The sequence below is a fragment of the Dyadobacter sp. 676 genome, from assembly GCF_040448675.1.
Lineage (GTDB): Bacteria > Bacteroidota > Bacteroidia > Cytophagales > Spirosomataceae > Dyadobacter.
In genome coordinates this window covers 3,813,404-3,829,448 of sequence record NZ_CP159289.1, presented here as the reverse complement: position 1 = coordinate 3,829,448, position 16,045 = coordinate 3,813,404, and the positions used below count along the sequence as shown (strand labels likewise).

Below are 16,045 nucleotides of genomic sequence, written 5' to 3'. Positions count from 1 at the left end.
TAGCGCTTTTATACTTCTATTGAACAAGGCTTTCACATGCAATTTGCCGAATGACGTTTTCCGGCTGCTCAATGCCGCTTTTACGGCTGCGGCGTTTTGTTATCTTTATCCTATTCGTCACGAACCACCTCATTACACGATGAAATTAGCCTACGCCTTCGGTTACCACCTTTTTATCACCATTATCATATTATTAACTATGCACACCTACGGACAAACACCTGTTAAGTATTATGCCAAAGAATGGAAGGCGGTCGAAGCACTCGTCGCGAAAGGCCTGTCCAAAGATGCACTGGAACACCTAAGGTCTATTTATCAGCACGCCAAAAAGGAAAAACAAGAGGTGCAGGTGATCAAGGCAACGGTGTATATGGCCCAACTGCAAACCGAGAACCGCGAAAACAATGCGATCGCATCGATCAGGGAACTGGAAAAGGAAATGGCTGAAAGCTCCGGCCCGGCCCTCCCGATCCTGACGAGCCTGGTCGCTTCGGCGTACCTCGATTATTACCAGACAGTCCGCTGGCAGTTGTACAACCGCACGGCCACAGCCGGTTTTGATAAAGCGGACATCGCGACGTGGGGCACCGAGGATTTCCACGAAAAAATAGGCGAACTCTTCCTGGAATCCATTCGGAATGAACCACTTTTGAAAAACACGCATCTGGATCGTTATGATGCTATTATTACTAAAGGCAATATGCGCCAACTCCGCCCGACGCTGTTCGACTTACTCGCATTCAGGGCATTGTCCTATTTCTCGTCGGACGAACGTAACATTAAAAAGCCCGCCTATGCATTCGAAATCAATACAGCTTCCGCATTCGACCCAGCTGCGGATTTTGTGCACAGAAAGTTTGAAACAAAAGATTCCGCATCGCTCGAATACCAGGCTTTGCTTCTCTATCAGCGGCTGATCGCGTTTCACCTGAACGACAAAGATCCCGGCGCATTGATCGACGCCGACCTGGCGCGTATTCAGTATGTGCGGCAAAAATCGGTGCATCCTGACAAAGACGAGCTCTATTTTATGGCCGTCGGCCATGTTGCCGACCAATATCAATCTACGCCGGCAGCAGCGCAGGCCTGGTATTTCAAAGCGGCTTATTTGAATGAAAAAGCAGATAATTATAAGCCGGGCCAGGATTCGACGAGCCGGTTCGAAAGGGTAATGGCATTGGAAATCTGCCGGCAAATCCTTCGGGATAATCCGGAGACGGAAGGTGGTGCGAATGCACACAATCTTTCCCGGGCAATCACCCGTAAAAGCCTTTTCTTTTCGGTTGAAGCCGTTAACAGCATTGCAAAACCGTTCCGAGTGCTGGTGAGGTACCGGAACCTTGGCAAGCTGCATTTACGCATAGTCAGGACGACCGAGGCACTGAGAAAAAACCTCGAAAATGATGAGCGGAACACGAAGTGGAAAATATTGGCTGCTGCCGAGGCTATAAAATCATGGGAGCAACCACTTCCCGACACCAAAGACTATCAGGAACATTCGGTGGAAGTTAAAGCCGAAGGTCTGCCGCCGGGAGAATACATATTGCTGGCCAGCTCCGATCCTGGCTTCCGGAATACCGATGCGGTGCTCGGTGCGGCTATTTTCCACGTGTCCGATATCAGTTTTATTCAAAAAAATGACGATTTCTTTGTCCTGAACCGCGAAAACGGCGAGCCCTTATCCGGTGCAAAGGCCCAATTGTGGGAAAAGCGCTACGATTACAATGTAAGGAGTAATGTTAAAAACAAAGGCGCGCTGCTTACTACCGACAAAAACGGTTATTTCAAAAGACGTCCCATCCGGAAAAACGATTACGGCATTCGCCATTTGATAGAATTTACACACGGGAACGACCACCTGTTTGTACAGGAAAACACGAACCGATATTACAATGACGAAGCCGAACCGGACAGCGACGAAATAGCGGAGCGCATTTTTCTGTTCACGGACCGGAGCCTGTACCGCCCTGGTCAGACGGTTTATTACAAAGGCATCGTCAGAAAAGGCAACGGCGTGCTCCGCGATCAGCGTGAAGAATTCACGGTGGCACTGTACAACGCCAATGCTGAGCATATAGCGGAATCAAAGCAGCGCGTGAATGCCTATGGGAGTTTTTCGGGCTCGTTCATAATCCCGGGCGATGGGCTGACAGGCAATTTCTATATTCAGGTAAGGGACAAGTTCCGGGTTGACTTCCATGTAGAAGAATACAAACGCCCACGTTTTGCCGTAGAATTCGATACGCTGAAAACGGCTTACAAAGTAAATGACCTCATAAAATCGACCGGAAAGGCAATTGCCTATGCGGGAAATGCCATTGATGCCGCAACAGTGAGATACCGCGTCGTCCGCCGGCCGCGACTGCTTTACACCTGGCTACGCAAGCGCTGGTGGACACCCGACGAACCGATGGAAATCGCCCATGGCGAAACCGTTACCGATGCATCGGGGCAATTCCATATCGATTTTGAAGCCATTCCCGACCGGAAGGTCGATACCAAACTCGACCCTGTTTTTGACTACACTATCTACGTGGATGTAACCGACAGCAATGGTGAAACGAGAAGTGCGGAAACAAGCCTATCCGTCAGCTACAAATCCTACCTATTGAAAGCCGATATTCCTCCGGTGACCGAGGCCGGCCAATTCAAATCGCTCGCAATCCGCACCGAGAACCTGTCGGGCATATTTGCACCGGCCGAAGCGACGATTCGGATCACCCGGGTAGCGCCGGAGAACCGGCTGATCAGGAAGCGTTATTGGGAGCGGCCCGATCTTTTTGTCATGTCCAAAAATGAATTTGTCGCCAGCTTCCCGCACGATGAATACGATCGTGAAACGGAAATGGAGAACTGGGAAACTGCGGGTTCGCCGATGGCTAAAACCGTGAAATTGGAAAATGACAGACCAGTATCGGTCTCCGAGTTTAGTCTCGCTGCGGGTTTTTACAAAATCGAAGTGAGTACAACCAATGTGGCTGGCGAGAAACTCACAGAAGCAGGATTTACAGAGCTGAAAGACACGGACGCGAAAAAGCTTTCGTACCCTCAATACCTGTCCTTCATGCCTACAACCGCCGTTGAGCCGGGGGAAAAAGGACTTTACACGTTAGGCACGTCGGCCGAAAAGGCATTTCTGATCGTCAGTACGAACCGGAAATCCGCAAGTAGCGGCTTTTCTTACCTTACCCTGAATGATGAGCTCAAAAGATTCGACTACACCCCGTCGGAAGAAGACCGCGGCGGTTATGTGGTTGATTACGTATTTGTGAAACACAATCGCATTCACACGCACGCCGAAAACATCGCGGTGCCGTGGACGAACAAGGACCTGAAAATCGAGTACGAGACATTCCGGGACAAAACATTGCCGGGAAGCATGGAAGCATGGAAGGTCAAGATCAACGGCTACAAAAAAGAACACGTAGCGGCCGAAATGCTCGCAAGCATGTACGACGCCTCGCTCGACCAGTTTTACCCGCATCAATGGCAGAAGCCGTATGTTTGGCCAGTGCACATGAACCTGAAATACTGGATAGATAGCGGCAATTTCGGACCTGCTAATGCTGATCTGCGGTATAATGATTCAGATCATTTTAAAGGTTTTGAAAAAAGGTATGATGAACTGATCTGGGATTTATTCAAACACAGTTATGATACACGAAGCGCCAGAGGGCGAAGTGTCGTGAAGGATTCCCGTCTGTCTGAAAAAATAGCAATCCCGCTGGCAGCCCCGATGCCGGAAGGAGGAAATGACTTGGACTTTGCTGAAGAGACGACCAACTCGAATGAAGTTTCAACGGTAGAATACGATGAAACGCGCGATCAAAAAGTAGCTGGAAATGACCAGCTCGTTCCACCCCCCGCCACCCGCAAAAATTTCAACGAAACGGCCTTCTTCTTCCCCGACTTGAAAACCGACAGCGAAGGCAACATTACTTTCTCGTTCACGATGCCGGAAGCGCTTACCCGGTGGAAATTCCAGGCGCTCGCGCACACGCAGGAGCTGGCATTGGGTTACAGCAGCAAAGAAATCGTCACGCAGAAAGACCTGATGGTACAACCCAATGCACCACGTTTTTTGCGGGAAGGCGACCGGGTGAGTTTTCCTGTTAAAGTCGCCAATCTCAGCAGCGGCGCGGTCAATGCGGAAGTGTCGTTTTCCCTGTTTGATCCGGAAACCGATGAGTCGCTGGACGAACTTTTCAGGAATGACAAACCATCCAGCCAGTTATCCATTGCCGCTGGCCAGAGTAGCACGGCCTTTTTTGTACTCGAAATACCCAAAGACTTTACGAAAACGGTAACCTGGCGGGCGGTCGCGAAGGCCGGAAACCTTTCGGATGGTGAAGAAAATACGTTGCCTGTGTTGCCAAACCGCATGCTGGTTACCGAGAGCATACCCATCGCAATGAAAGGTAACGGCGCGAAGCATTTTACGTTTGAAAAGCTGCTGGGTTCGTCCCGGTCCGCGACGCTGGCGCATCAATCGGTGACCGTCGAATACAGTAGCAACCCGGCCTGGTACGCGGTGCAATCACTGCCGTATTTGATGGAATATCCTTACGAATGTGCCGAGCAAACGTGGAACCGCTACTGTGCCAACTCACTGGCTTCGCATATTGTGAATGCGTCACCCCGGATTGCCGAAGTATTCAAATCCTGGAAGGGTACCGGTGCTTTGGAAAGCAATCTGGCTAAAAACCAGGAACTGAAATCGCTGCTGATCCAGGAAACACCCTGGGTACTCGCTTCAAAATCGGAAGCAGAGCAAAAACGGAATATCGCATTGCTTTTCGATTTCGCCAGAATGGAGAACGAGTTGAATGCGAACATGCGCAAATTATTGAAAATGCAAAGCCCGAACGGTGGCTTTGTGTGGTTCAAAGGCGGTCCGGACGACCGTTATATAACGCAATACATACTCACAGGCATTGGCCATTTATTGAAAATCAATGCGTTGCATTCTGAGCAACTAGCAAATATCGATGCAATTATCGAAAAGGCCCTCCCTTACCTCGATAAGCGGGCCGAAGAGGATTATGAGAATCTTGTCAAGTCAAAATCGGATTTGAAACAATACGTGCCCGGCCCGGTTGAAATACAATATCTCTATGCCCGGAGCTTTTTTGCAAAACCAGTCCCTGCCTCGACGGAGAAGGCCTATCAATATTATCGCGAGCGGGCAAGGCTTACCTGGACGGCGCAATCCAAACTGCTGCAAGGCCAGATCGCATTGATATGCCACAGAGCGAAGGACACTAAAACAGCCCGCCAGATACTGGAATCGTTGCGTCAAACGGCTATTCGAAGCGAGGACCTCGGCATGTACTGGAAAGACAATCAGCGGGGCTGGTGGTGGCACGAGGCGCCCATCGAGCGCCAGGCTTTGCTTATTGAAGCATTTCAGGAAATAGATAACGATCACCCAACCGTCGCCGCACTCAAAACCTGGCTCCTTAAAAACAAGCAGACAAATAGCTGGGAAAGTACGAAAGCCACTGCGGAGGCGTGTTACGCGCTCCTCATGAACGGGACCGACTGGCTAGCGGAATCCCCTCAAACCACCGTCCGGATCGGTCAGACGGAGATCCATTCCAAAGACGGCAAAACGGAAAGCGGCACAGGCTATTTCAAAAAGACGATCGATACGGAAATTAATCCGAAAATGGGCGATATCGAGGTGACGGTCAATTCAGCATCTTCCCAGCTCCCTGGTTGGGGCGCCGTGTATTGGCAATATTTCGAGGACCTCGACAAAATTACCCTCGCCGAGACGCCGCTAAAACTTTCGAAGCAGCTTTTCGTGGAGACCAATACCGATTCGGGACCAGTTCTCACACCAGTACGCGAAGGCGATGCGGTGAAAGTGGGCGACAAAATCAAAGTGCGGATCGAGCTGCGCGTGGATCGCGACATGGAATATGTGCACATGAAAGACCTCCGTGCATCGGGACTCGAGCCGACGAATGTCCTCAGCGGCTATCGCTGGCAAGGCGGGCTCGGCTACTATGAAACCACTCGCGACGCCAGCACGAATTTCTTCTTCGACCGGCTGCGAAAAGGTACTTACGTGTTTGAATATCCGCTCTTTATCACACACGAAGGTGATTTCAGCAATGGTATCACCACCATTCAATGCATGTACGCACCGGAGTTCGCCGCTCACAGCGAAGGAATCAGGATCAAGGCATTTCCCCAAAACTAGCCGTCAGATGTGCGCCTCCTGTATCTTCCGGATAGCTCGGGCAAATGCTTCCATATCCTCCCGGTCGCCGAGCATGGCGTGCTGGAGTATCCAGACAGCCTCGGTGCTGCACGCCTGTTCGGCGGCGGGGCAGCGGGTCTGACTGTAATCCACAGTATCGGGAATGGCGTAGCACATGAAAGTTTTACTCTGAAACAGGGGCTGCTTGTAAAGCGGGTGCGGGTAGCCCCTGAAACTCGGCACGCCTTCGGCGGCAAGCATCGCTGCAAATTCGTTCTTCGGCAGTCCTCCAAACTTCGAAGCGTCGTATTTAAATATATAAATATGGTAACCGTGCAGGGTGGCTTCGGCAGGGCGGACAAGCGGGGTTATGCCCTCGATACTTTTCAATAAATTGCTTAGATATAACCCGTTATTGTTCCTCCGCTGCGTTTGTTCCTCCAACCGCTTAAGCTGTTCCGAAAGTAGCACCGCCTGCATCTGGGTGATACGGTAGTTGCAGCCGGGGTTGTAGTGATCGTACCACTGCCCGCCCTCGATACGGCCCACGTTGCGCAGTGAATGCATCGTCGTGTACAGCTCGTCGTCATTGGTAATGACGATGCCGCCTTCCCCGGAAGTCAGGTTTTTGGAAGACTGGAAACTGAAACTGCCCACATGCCCGATCGTGCCTAATTTTTTCCCCCTGTACTCGGCCCCGTGGCCGTGCGCGGCGTCTTCGATCACTTTGAGATTGTGACGCTGCGCAATAGCCATTATCGCGTCCATATCACATGTCAAACCACCGAAATGCACCGGAATGATCACTTTTGTACGGGGGGGTAATGGCGGCTTCTATGGCCTTGGGACTGACATTATAAGTATAAGGATCGATATCGGCGAAAACAGGGACGCAATTGCATTCGATGACCGACGACGCCGTGGTAATGAACGTATAAGGCGGAACGATCACCTCGTCACCCGGCTTCACGCCACATGCCATGAGCGCAAGCCTTAGCGACACCGAGCCATTCACGCAAGTGATCGCATATTTACTGCCGCAATAAGCCGCAAAATCACGTTCGAAGCGCTCCACCTCGTCGCCACAATCCGGATTGCCCCATTTACCGCCCGCAACGACCGCCGACACGGCATTTACCTCATTGTCATCGTAAATCGGCCATGGAAATGTTTTACCAACGGTCCTGGGGCCTCCGTTTAACGCAAGTTGATCTTTTTTACCACTCATAGATAGGTGTTTCCGGGAATGTCCCGACAATTAATCCAGACGAAATACTAGCACGACAGGCTTTCGGGCTATTGCCTTTGAGCCATCGGCAATGATATAGCCTTTTTGAACGGCAATCCAGTATTTAACCCACAAACCCTTAGTCGCATTCATACATGAACAACAGACAATTACTTTACGCCCTGCTGGTTGCCGGTATTTCGCTGGGGACTGCCTGGGCGATCCGAGGCCAGTTCGGTCACGAACAGGGCGCCGCATGGGCCGGCGGCATCGGCGGCCTGAGCATCGTTCTCATTGCCAAACGAAAAGACTGGTATGCCAAGGCGTTCCAGCTCGCATTGGCTTCGGCCGCCGGCTGGGGCATAGGCGGTATTATCAGCTACGGAATCGTCGTCGGCTATGCGCGCGGGCTCGAATTCGGGAATGTTTATTACGGTTTTCTGATGCTCTTCATTATCGGAGGGCTGTTCGGGTTAATCGGTGGCGGGTTGTTCGGGCTTACGCTGGCGTCCTCGCGCGAAAAACCAGTCCAATGGCCGCAATTGATCACCGAAATGACGGCCGGGGCAATCATTTTCTATTATCTGCTCATCGAACAGCTCGGCTGGCTCATGACCCCGCCGCGGTCGGAAGCCTGGGCAGCCTGTTTCGGGATGACCGTCGCGCTGTTCTGGTACATGATCCGGCACAGGCAATATGCCGCGATGCGGGTCGCCGTTTTCGCCGGTCTGGGCGGCGGGTTCGGATTTGCGTTCGGCAACTTCCTGCAAGTAATAGGCAACGTGTCGGGCATCGACTTTAATTTCTGGAATGTCATGGAATACGCTATCGGATTTTTCGGCGGTGCGGGAATGGCTTATGGCACTTTTACTTCCGAATGGGAAACGACCGACAGCCGGACATCCCGAACCTCCGTGCTTGTCCCGGTCATTATCCTGGCTTTAATTATCCCGTTCATCGTCTGGGACCAGTCATTTCAAACGAAACGGCTGGTTGAAACGATCCAGAGCTTCAATCCACTGGCCGATGCCGCCGGGATCACCGTCGCCGTGCAATGGATCGCATTGCTGTTAGTCCTCGCTTTTGCGGCGTTTACAGTGTCCAAATACTATATTCAGGAGAAAGCGCCGTTTTCGGAACTAACCTATGAGAGAATCCAGCTGTTCTTCTTCCTTAACCTCGGTTTGTACACCATTTACAGCATCCTCATCACCTGTGCATTCATGAGCTTGTACCGGATCGAGCAATACCTTTATATTCTGAATGTAGTGCTACTGGGTTTCCTCATGAAAAAAACACAGGCATCCTTCTCCGATCGCGGTCTGAACATCAGCCGCTGGGCTATCAATTTCGCATTCATCATCGCCATTTTCGCTATCCTCACCGCCGTCGCCATCAGCACGCACGGCGAGTTGAACGGGGCTAACAGGCGGTTTGAGTGATAGTAAATGAAAGTAATCGGCCATTCCGCTGAAATTCGGAATGGCCGATTGTTTTCATTTGTGCAATCCCATTTCCCGTAATCCCCGGATCACCTTTTCAGGTTCGTCCGTCTGGATAATGTTCGCGCCTTGTTTCGTAAGCTTTGTAAGTGCGTCGCGTACATTCCCTTTGCGGATCTCTTCATCGGGAAGGCCCAATGCATTGATCCAGACTCTCGCTCCCTTGCTCCCGATGAGTTTGGTAACCTCAGCCGTGTAAAACTTCGAATCGATATGGATCGCTTCCGGTCCAAAACGGGTCAATGCGGAGTCGGCCATGGCCTGCGAGTACGCCCGGGGCATAAGCATGTATGCTTTGGATGCGGAATCCACCTTTGCCAGTATTTCATAGTCGCTGTCGAAGAAGAAAACGTAATCCCGGGCCTGCATTTTTTTCACTACTTCAATAACCTTGTCGATCCGGTCGGTTTTGAGGTCGAGGTCAACCAGGATATGTCCTTTCGTAATCCGCAACGCTTCTTCCAGCGTGGGAATCGTTTCTTCCGTCACCTGGCCGTTTGAAACGAGCCGCAACTTCCTGAGCTCTTCGAAGGTTTGCGTTTCCAGATTTCCCTTACCGGTAGTAGTACGATCTACTTTGCCGTCATGCATCAGCATCGGAATGCCGTCTTTGCTCACTTTGACGTCAACTTCGACAATATCAGCACCTAACCGGATCGCTTCCCTGATCGCGGGCAGCGAATTTTCAGGTAATTGATGATGCACCGCGCGATGCGAGGCCACCAGCACATTTTTAGAGGTTGGGTCCAGGAATTCCTTCCTGATCGGCCGGATTTGTGCGTGGGTTTGGAAAAGAATAAGCAAGAGGAAAATAACGGGTAATGAAATGCGGGTCATTATAATTGAAATTATTAAATACTATTTTGTAATCGTCAGTTCGTCCTTTATCTCTCCGTCGGGATTGTAACACTTGTAATACAGCGAATTGCCCTTAATCGAGATGTGCTGATAAAGCGGCCCATCTTTATATCTTACCACTGCATAGTCTTCGTTCGGCCATCGCTTCTGCTTACCGGGAATACTGATAGACATCAGATAAATAGTACCCTTAGCCGGGCTTGCTGCTTCCTTATCCGCAAACATCGGCTTCGTACGCAGGTAATAATGCATATGCCCGCTCATGACCATATCCACATGGTATTTGTCAAAAAGCGTGCACCACTCCCGCTTGATCTCGTCATAGGGTTCTTCGAAATTGTAAGGTGGGAAGTGGAACATCGCGAATTTCCATTGGGCTTTGGAGTTGCGGAGCTGATTTTCCACCCAGGCACTTTGTTCTGCCACCGGGAGCGTCCCATCGAGCATCAGAAACAATGCGTCCTGGTAATTGAAAGCATAAGTCATTTCAGACGGTTGCCCTGCCGGCCCGTTCTCGGGCAGACTGAACATCTCCTTGTACATCCAGCCACCCAGGCCGTCCTGACTATCGTGATTGCCAGGCACGGGCATTAACGGCCGCGTCGTGAATGTCGGTCCGGCATGCGCCCAGAGCTGATCCCAATCGTCGCGGTGAAGGCCGGTCGACACAAGATCTCCCGCAATGGAAAAGAATGCCGTTTCCGGGTGTCTTTTGATTGATTTCTGAGCCATATCGCCCCAGATAGGTGAATAATGCGTGTCCCCGAACCAAATGAACGAGAAGTCCCTGACCTTGTCGGAGGCCGTTCGGAACGACGACGGCGCCGACCATTGCGATTTGCCTGTACCGATCGCGTACTGGTATAAAGAACCGGGACTTAACCCCTTCAGCCGGGCGGTAAAGCGGTTCACAAACCGGTCGTTCCGCAACAGCCTGTCTTCCATATTAAATACCGACGCAGGGGTAAAAAGCGTGTCGGAGGAACCGTCTTTCCAATATTTTACTTTGCCGGCAAGTATCCGGGGGCTGGTGCGCCATTGAATATCTACCGTCGTTGCCGGGTCGCCACTCCAGGTCAGGATCGTCTGATCAGGTTTTTCGGAAGAAGGAGTAGCTGTTTGCCGGAATGCTTTTACAAGATGTGCTTCGCGCGCACGTCCGCGTACGGTCGTCAGGAGCGCCTGCCCTTTCAGTTCCTCGGGCACTTCGGTCAACACCAGGCTGTCCCAGTCGTGGTAGGTAAATGCGCCCGGCTGCATGGTACCGAGCGCATATTGTGAAGGCATTACATGGGTAACCAGCAGCTTGTCGGATTTGTTTTGCGGCGCCACGCTCACGAAATACACGGGCCGGTCCTTATCGAATCCATTGATCCCCAACCCGATCACCCCCCTTATCGAAGTCCTTTTGCCAAACCTCATAAGTATACTCCTCGTTTTTGACGAGCATCGAGGTTTTTCTGAAACCATTCCTTTCCAGCCAGAATGGTGGTATTTTCTGTCCTGTATGCCGCATAACCGACACTTTAACGGGCACATTCGCCTCAAATGTCCAAAAACGCGTCGCCAGCGTTTCCTGATCGCGCCGACTGAGAACGCTGAGAATGTAGGCATCCGAAATGGTATCCAGCTGGGCCGGGGTCAGCGTTTCATATAACCTGGTCACAACGCGGTCCACCACTTCCTTAACCGTACGTTCGGGTTGCTCGCTATCGGCTGTATAGCAAGATACCCAGACCAGGCATAGCAAGCACCAGCGCTTTGTTTTGTTTTGCATCATACTATTCAGCTCACATTTAAATGTAGGCGCTTCTATTTCAGGAATTTACAGAACCGACTTATTATCCGTTAAGAAGACCCTCGTGCTCTCGGTGTACAACTGGCCCTGCGGTGTTTTGTATTTCAAATCCACATAGAAAGCACGGAAACCGCTGGACGGTAACTCGGCAGTCACCCTGACATTGGATTTCTGGCTTATTCTCAAACTTCTGGCAGTCCACGCGTCATTCCGCAAATCCTGGTCAGGCGAGCTGGCCGACCACAGGATCACGTCCACCAACGCATCCGGCGTCGCTTTAATGTCCAGGTTCACCTTTCGATCGGCCAACGACTGGCTCCATTTGCATTCGGTATAAGGCCGCTTGTTAATCGTCGCGCTGAAGAATGCGCTCAGGGCATCCATTGCCTGTTTGCCGTCGCCGAGGTCGTGGCCGGCATTGGGCACATAATGCAACATATTCTGCCCGGGAATCTTATCGAGGTAGTTTTTGACATTATCCACCACCCAATATTCATCGTTTGTTCCCATGAAAATCATTTTCGGCATGGTCAGTTTCGACCGGTAGGAATACGGGTCGATCATCGCAGTGATGGCTTGTCCGTCCGGTGAGCCTGTCGACTGTGGAATGCCGAGTTTCACATAATCCTCGATCTGAATGCTGTAATCTCCCCACGATTTGATCTGATAATCGAGACTCACAGGCATATTCAGCACGTCGATCACCATAGGCGCAATGGCTTCCACGCGTTTATCGCTAGCGCCGGTAAGCCAGGTCGTCCAGCCCCGCTTGGACGCACCCGTAACCACAAAGCGGTTGACCGTGTGTTTCAATTGCTTCTGAGCGAACTCCTGCACCGCATCCATGGCCTTTACCGCGCTTTTGACCATCGGAAATAACAGTGGCCAGGTGTAATCCTTGTCTTTCTTGAAATTGTGTAAAGTGTAAGAAATCAATGCGTCCTCGGTGAGATCGCCGAAAAAGGGCTGGTTCGGCGTCTGTTTAAGCAAAGCCACAATGGCCTGATTGGTCGAAGCCACCGCGCCGAGGGACGCATACATTTTTTCATCTTTTTTTGCTATTCCAATTGGGCTGCTTATTGGAATTGGAACCGCCTGTAATGAACAACAATGCGTCGTCGTGACGGTTCTCTTTGGGGACAATCAGCGTCAGTTGGTGGGTCCATGTAAATTCGCGCCATTTCTGGGACGTCAACAGGATCTGGTAAAAAGTGAGGTCGTCACGCGAAAACGACTCTTTCAATTCCCATTTGAATGTTTTGTCGCCATTGTTAAGATAACTTTCAAGCGCATTTTCCGGCGTCACTTTTTGGGCGTGTGCGGAAAATAATGTCAGAAATATGAACAGAATGATTTCGATAGCCCTGGCTGCTGTTTTCAAAAACATGGTTATTCGTATTTGGGTTTAAGAATCGGTTTTACTTTCCTTGTGATGGTTGGGGGCTTTCCTCGATCAATTTTAATGCCTGCTCAATGTAAATTTCACCCGTCATTTCGCCCAGGCTTGTCCGGCTGATGTAATCGTATCTTTTAAAACTGTTGAAATCGACTTTGGTAAGCATATAACCGAACGCGTCGTTCGTCAATCCGAACAGGAACGGTTGTTTGGTATTCATATGCCTTTTTACATAGTACCCGATATTGGGTAATGCCTCTCCGGGTACCGTCAGCACCTGCGCAGTACCGATATTGAGCAGGTTAATTCGCGTCGCAACGCGGTTATCTCCCGCCATTTCATTTTTAATCGGAGATTTTTGAAGGATAAAACGCATGATCTCCGAATCCACCGGAAACTCGATCCTGCGCGAAGCGCAATACAGACCGGGATTTTCCTGTTTGGGCGCCTCGCTTACGATCCGCAATGCCTCGTCGGCGAGCAGCTCTCCTATTCTCTTGCATTCGTTCCAATCGTTGGCTTCCTTCCCGTTGTCGAGGCGATTGTCGGCTGTTACCATTCCGCCCTGCGCCCCGTTCATGAAAATAGCGATGCCGCCGCCCCGCGCTTCGATCCGGTCGTAAAGCGGCCCACAGAGATCGGGGCTCAGAATGCCTCTTCCCGATCCGATCACTTCCGGGTGTATCGCATAATTCACCAGCGTTGCGATCGGCTTCCCTTTGCCTGCGCCCGACGTAGCCACGGCCTGGATCACACCACAGCGCGGGTCGTAAAGCCGGTCGGCGTAGTAGTTGTACGCGATCTTACCCTTTGCGTCGGCTACCGCTATTTTCAACGAAGCGTCTTCCAGCTTTCCTACCGCCTCGTTCACGGCATCCGCGATTTGTTGTACGCATCGGTCGAGATACGCCAGGTCGGCAAACGACTCGCCTTTTTCATTGGGAAACCCGTACGCGTCGGGCCCGCTATGCGTGTGCGTAGCGCCTATGAGCACATTTTCGGGTGCAATGCCTTTGATCAGCTTCCTCGATCTGTTTCCCAAGGCGGCCGGCCAGCCCAGGTTGTCGACATTCACGATCGCAATCCGTATCGGTCCTTTTTCCATTACGAACGCCCTCGCGTACAACTCACCGTTTTTCCCGGTAGCTTTTTTGGGCGTTCCGATGCCACCCGATACCGGCAGCAGCGGATCAGGCGTAATCACCCGCACGGCCGCCGCCGCTCTGAAATGCTGCGCCGTCACCACCGATGAAAGGCATATACAAAAGCAGCAAAATAGAATGGCCCTGGTTTTCATAACGGATTGGGTCTATGGGGAAAACTAAACCGGAACTGCGGGATTAGGCCCCCAGTCCCGGTTTTAAATACTCACCTTAAAACAAATATGACTACCAAGGCTTACCGGTTCCCTGTAAAAGCCATTGTTTCGACCATGGGCTATTGGCACCGTCGGCCTGGGAATAGCTGGTTACTTCCAGTTTGCTTACCGCATCCTGGGCGTTTGTTTTATTGATACGCAGTTCATCCTGCATATAGTAGAAACGCACTGGCAAAACTTCCCTTTTGGCCGCCGGACCGGCTTTCAAAGCAGGCAAACCGGTGCGGCGGAAATCGAACCACGCCTCGGTCGCGGCGGTCCAGCTGGCGATCCATTTTTGCTCGATGATCTGTTTCAGCGTATTGTCGAACGCCACACCCGGCGTGGCAATATAAGCCGCATATTTGTCGCCTACCGTCCAGGTTTCCATCGACGCTTTCACACCCGCCTCGTAGCGGTCTTTGGCAACCCCGGCCGCCCAGCCTTTCACCGCGGCCTCGGCCAGGATGAAATTCACTTCGGCGGCGGAAATGAGCCGTGCGCGCAACAGCGGGCCTTTTGCAGCTTTGTAAATGTCATTCAGGAACGATACGTGCGGATTGAACGACGTTTGGCCTGGTGTCGGATTGAGATTATAAGTCGACGGCAATGCGGAGAAGCTCGGTGGAAGGCCCACATATTCCGGATCGGTATCCACTACCGTGTTCTTAATCTTGTCTGGCGACAGAATGCGCTTACCGTTCACGATTTTGTCCGTTCCCGCCGGTTGGGTTGGGTCCACCACTAAAAGGGATTTCCACTTTGTTCGCCCAGATGCCCAGACGCGGATCTTTCAACGCCTGCAATTTTTCCACCAATGTCGCGCACATCTTGATGCGGCGGTAGTTGCTTCCGCTGGCGTCGATTACCGTGTTGGCCGGCCATGAATCCGCCTCGCTGTTGCCGGGGAAACCCATCGTAGCGTCATCCGCATTGGAAGTAATAATAGGATATTGCGCCGGATTGGCTACGATTTTCTCAATTCCTGCCTTCGCCACGTCCGGCTGCTTGGCCGAAATCCGCATATAATACCGCAACATCAGCGAATTGGCCATTTTACGCCATTTGCCCGGATCACCTCCATAGAATACGTCCACGTTATCGATAATACCTTCGTATTCCGCTTTCGGTTTTGACAGCAAAGTATTGGCCTTTTCCAGGTCGGCGATGATGCCCGCATAGATCTTGTCCTGGCTGTCGAATACCGGAAGAATATCTACCGTTGAACCAGCCTCCCCCTTCAATGCAGCAGAGTAAGGCGCGTCGCCCCAAAGGTCGGTGATGAGCCCGAACATGAACGATTTCATCACCAGCGAAACGCCCTGGTGAAACTCGAAATTCGTCTGAACGGCACGTTGGTACACAAGATCGTTGTTGCGGAGCACGTCGTAATAGGCATTCCAGCTCTGATCGCCACCCCAGTCGTAATCATTATGCCCGTTCGACCAGGCGTCTTTCTGCGTGTGCTGCACCACGCCCGCAATGTCCTGATAGCCCAGGTTCACATACAGTTTCGCGGCTTCCGTCAGCACTGTCGGCAGCACCAGATTCGGGTTCACCGACTCCGGCGCGACGCCGTTGGGGTTTTCATTGAGCTCCGTCAGGTCTTTACAGGAAAAGACCATGCATGCCAGCAGCAGCGGTATGATGACGAACTTGTTATGAAGCTTTTTCATGAATTTATTTCTGTTAAAATAG

At 51.5% G+C, this 16,045-nt stretch carries 10 protein-coding genes and 1 pseudogene; 2 read left to right on the top strand and 9 right to left on the bottom strand.

Annotation, left to right across the window (positions count from 1 at the left end; genetic code table 11):
* The first annotated feature begins 139 nt into the window (after window positions 1-139).
* On the top strand, window positions 140-6,208 hold the full coding sequence (locus ABV298_RS17220; protein ID WP_353717428.1) for an alpha-2-macroglobulin family protein: 6,069 nt from the start codon (window positions 140-142) through the stop codon (window positions 6,206-6,208).
* 3 nt (window positions 6,209-6,211) lie between these two features.
* Here ABV298_RS17220 and ABV298_RS17215 read toward each other — a convergent pair whose 3' ends face one another.
* Both ABV298_RS17215 and ABV298_RS17210 read right to left on the bottom strand, forming a co-directional pair.
* Window positions 6,212-6,976, bottom strand: a complete 765-nt coding sequence (locus ABV298_RS17215; RefSeq protein ID WP_353717427.1) for a DegT/DnrJ/EryC1/StrS family aminotransferase — start codon at window positions 6,974-6,976, stop codon at window positions 6,212-6,214.
* A 1-nt stretch (window position 6,977) separates the two neighbouring features.
* The gene (locus ABV298_RS17210; RefSeq protein ID WP_353717426.1) at window positions 6,978-7,436 is read right to left on the bottom strand and encodes an aminotransferase class I/II-fold pyridoxal phosphate-dependent enzyme; all 459 of its coding nucleotides are present in this window, start codon (window positions 7,434-7,436) and stop codon (window positions 6,978-6,980) included.
* Window positions 7,437-7,591: 155 nt separating this feature from the next.
* Between ABV298_RS17210 and ABV298_RS17205 the strand changes: the two genes are divergently transcribed.
* Window positions 7,592-8,878: a hypothetical protein gene (locus tag ABV298_RS17205; RefSeq protein ID WP_353717425.1), complete on the top strand. Its 1,287-nt coding sequence runs from the start codon at window positions 7,592-7,594 to the stop codon at window positions 8,876-8,878.
* 54 nt (window positions 8,879-8,932) lie between these two features.
* Here the strand turns inward: ABV298_RS17205 and ABV298_RS17200 are convergent, their stop codons facing one another.
* From ABV298_RS17200 to ABV298_RS17170, 7 genes and pseudogenes are all read right to left on the bottom strand, one after another.
* The gene (locus tag ABV298_RS17200; RefSeq protein WP_353717424.1) at window positions 8,933-9,775 is read right to left on the bottom strand and encodes a glycerophosphodiester phosphodiesterase family protein; all 843 of its coding nucleotides are present in this window, start codon (window positions 9,773-9,775) and stop codon (window positions 8,933-8,935) included.
* A 21-nt stretch (window positions 9,776-9,796) separates the two neighbouring features.
* Window positions 9,797-11,218 (bottom strand): metallophosphoesterase family protein, encoded by a 1,422-nt coding sequence (locus ABV298_RS17195; protein ID WP_353717423.1) that lies wholly within the window; start codon window positions 11,216-11,218, stop codon window positions 9,797-9,799.
* The gene (locus ABV298_RS17190) at window positions 11,154-11,576 is read right to left on the bottom strand and encodes a hypothetical protein (protein ID WP_353717422.1); all 423 of its coding nucleotides are present in this window, start codon (window positions 11,574-11,576) and stop codon (window positions 11,154-11,156) included. The genes ABV298_RS17195 and ABV298_RS17190 overlap by 65 nt, the downstream gene beginning before the upstream one ends.
* A 45-nt stretch (window positions 11,577-11,621) precedes the next feature.
* Window positions 11,622-12,635, bottom strand: a complete 1,014-nt coding sequence (locus ABV298_RS17185; protein ID WP_353717421.1) for a PhoPQ-activated protein PqaA family protein — start codon at window positions 12,633-12,635, stop codon at window positions 11,622-11,624.
* Window positions 12,636-12,639: 4 nt separating this feature from the next.
* The gene (locus ABV298_RS17180) at window positions 12,640-12,981 is read right to left on the bottom strand and encodes a PhoPQ-activated protein PqaA family protein (RefSeq protein ID WP_353717420.1); all 342 of its coding nucleotides are present in this window, start codon (window positions 12,979-12,981) and stop codon (window positions 12,640-12,642) included.
* Between the two features lie 31 nt (window positions 12,982-13,012).
* The gene (locus ABV298_RS17175) at window positions 13,013-14,287 is read right to left on the bottom strand and encodes a hypothetical protein (protein WP_353717419.1); all 1,275 of its coding nucleotides are present in this window, start codon (window positions 14,285-14,287) and stop codon (window positions 13,013-13,015) included.
* A gap of 91 nt (window positions 14,288-14,378) precedes the next feature.
* Window positions 14,379-16,023: pseudogene (locus tag ABV298_RS17170) on the bottom strand (SusD/RagB family nutrient-binding outer membrane lipoprotein).
* Window positions 16,024-16,045: the final 22 nt, after the last annotated feature.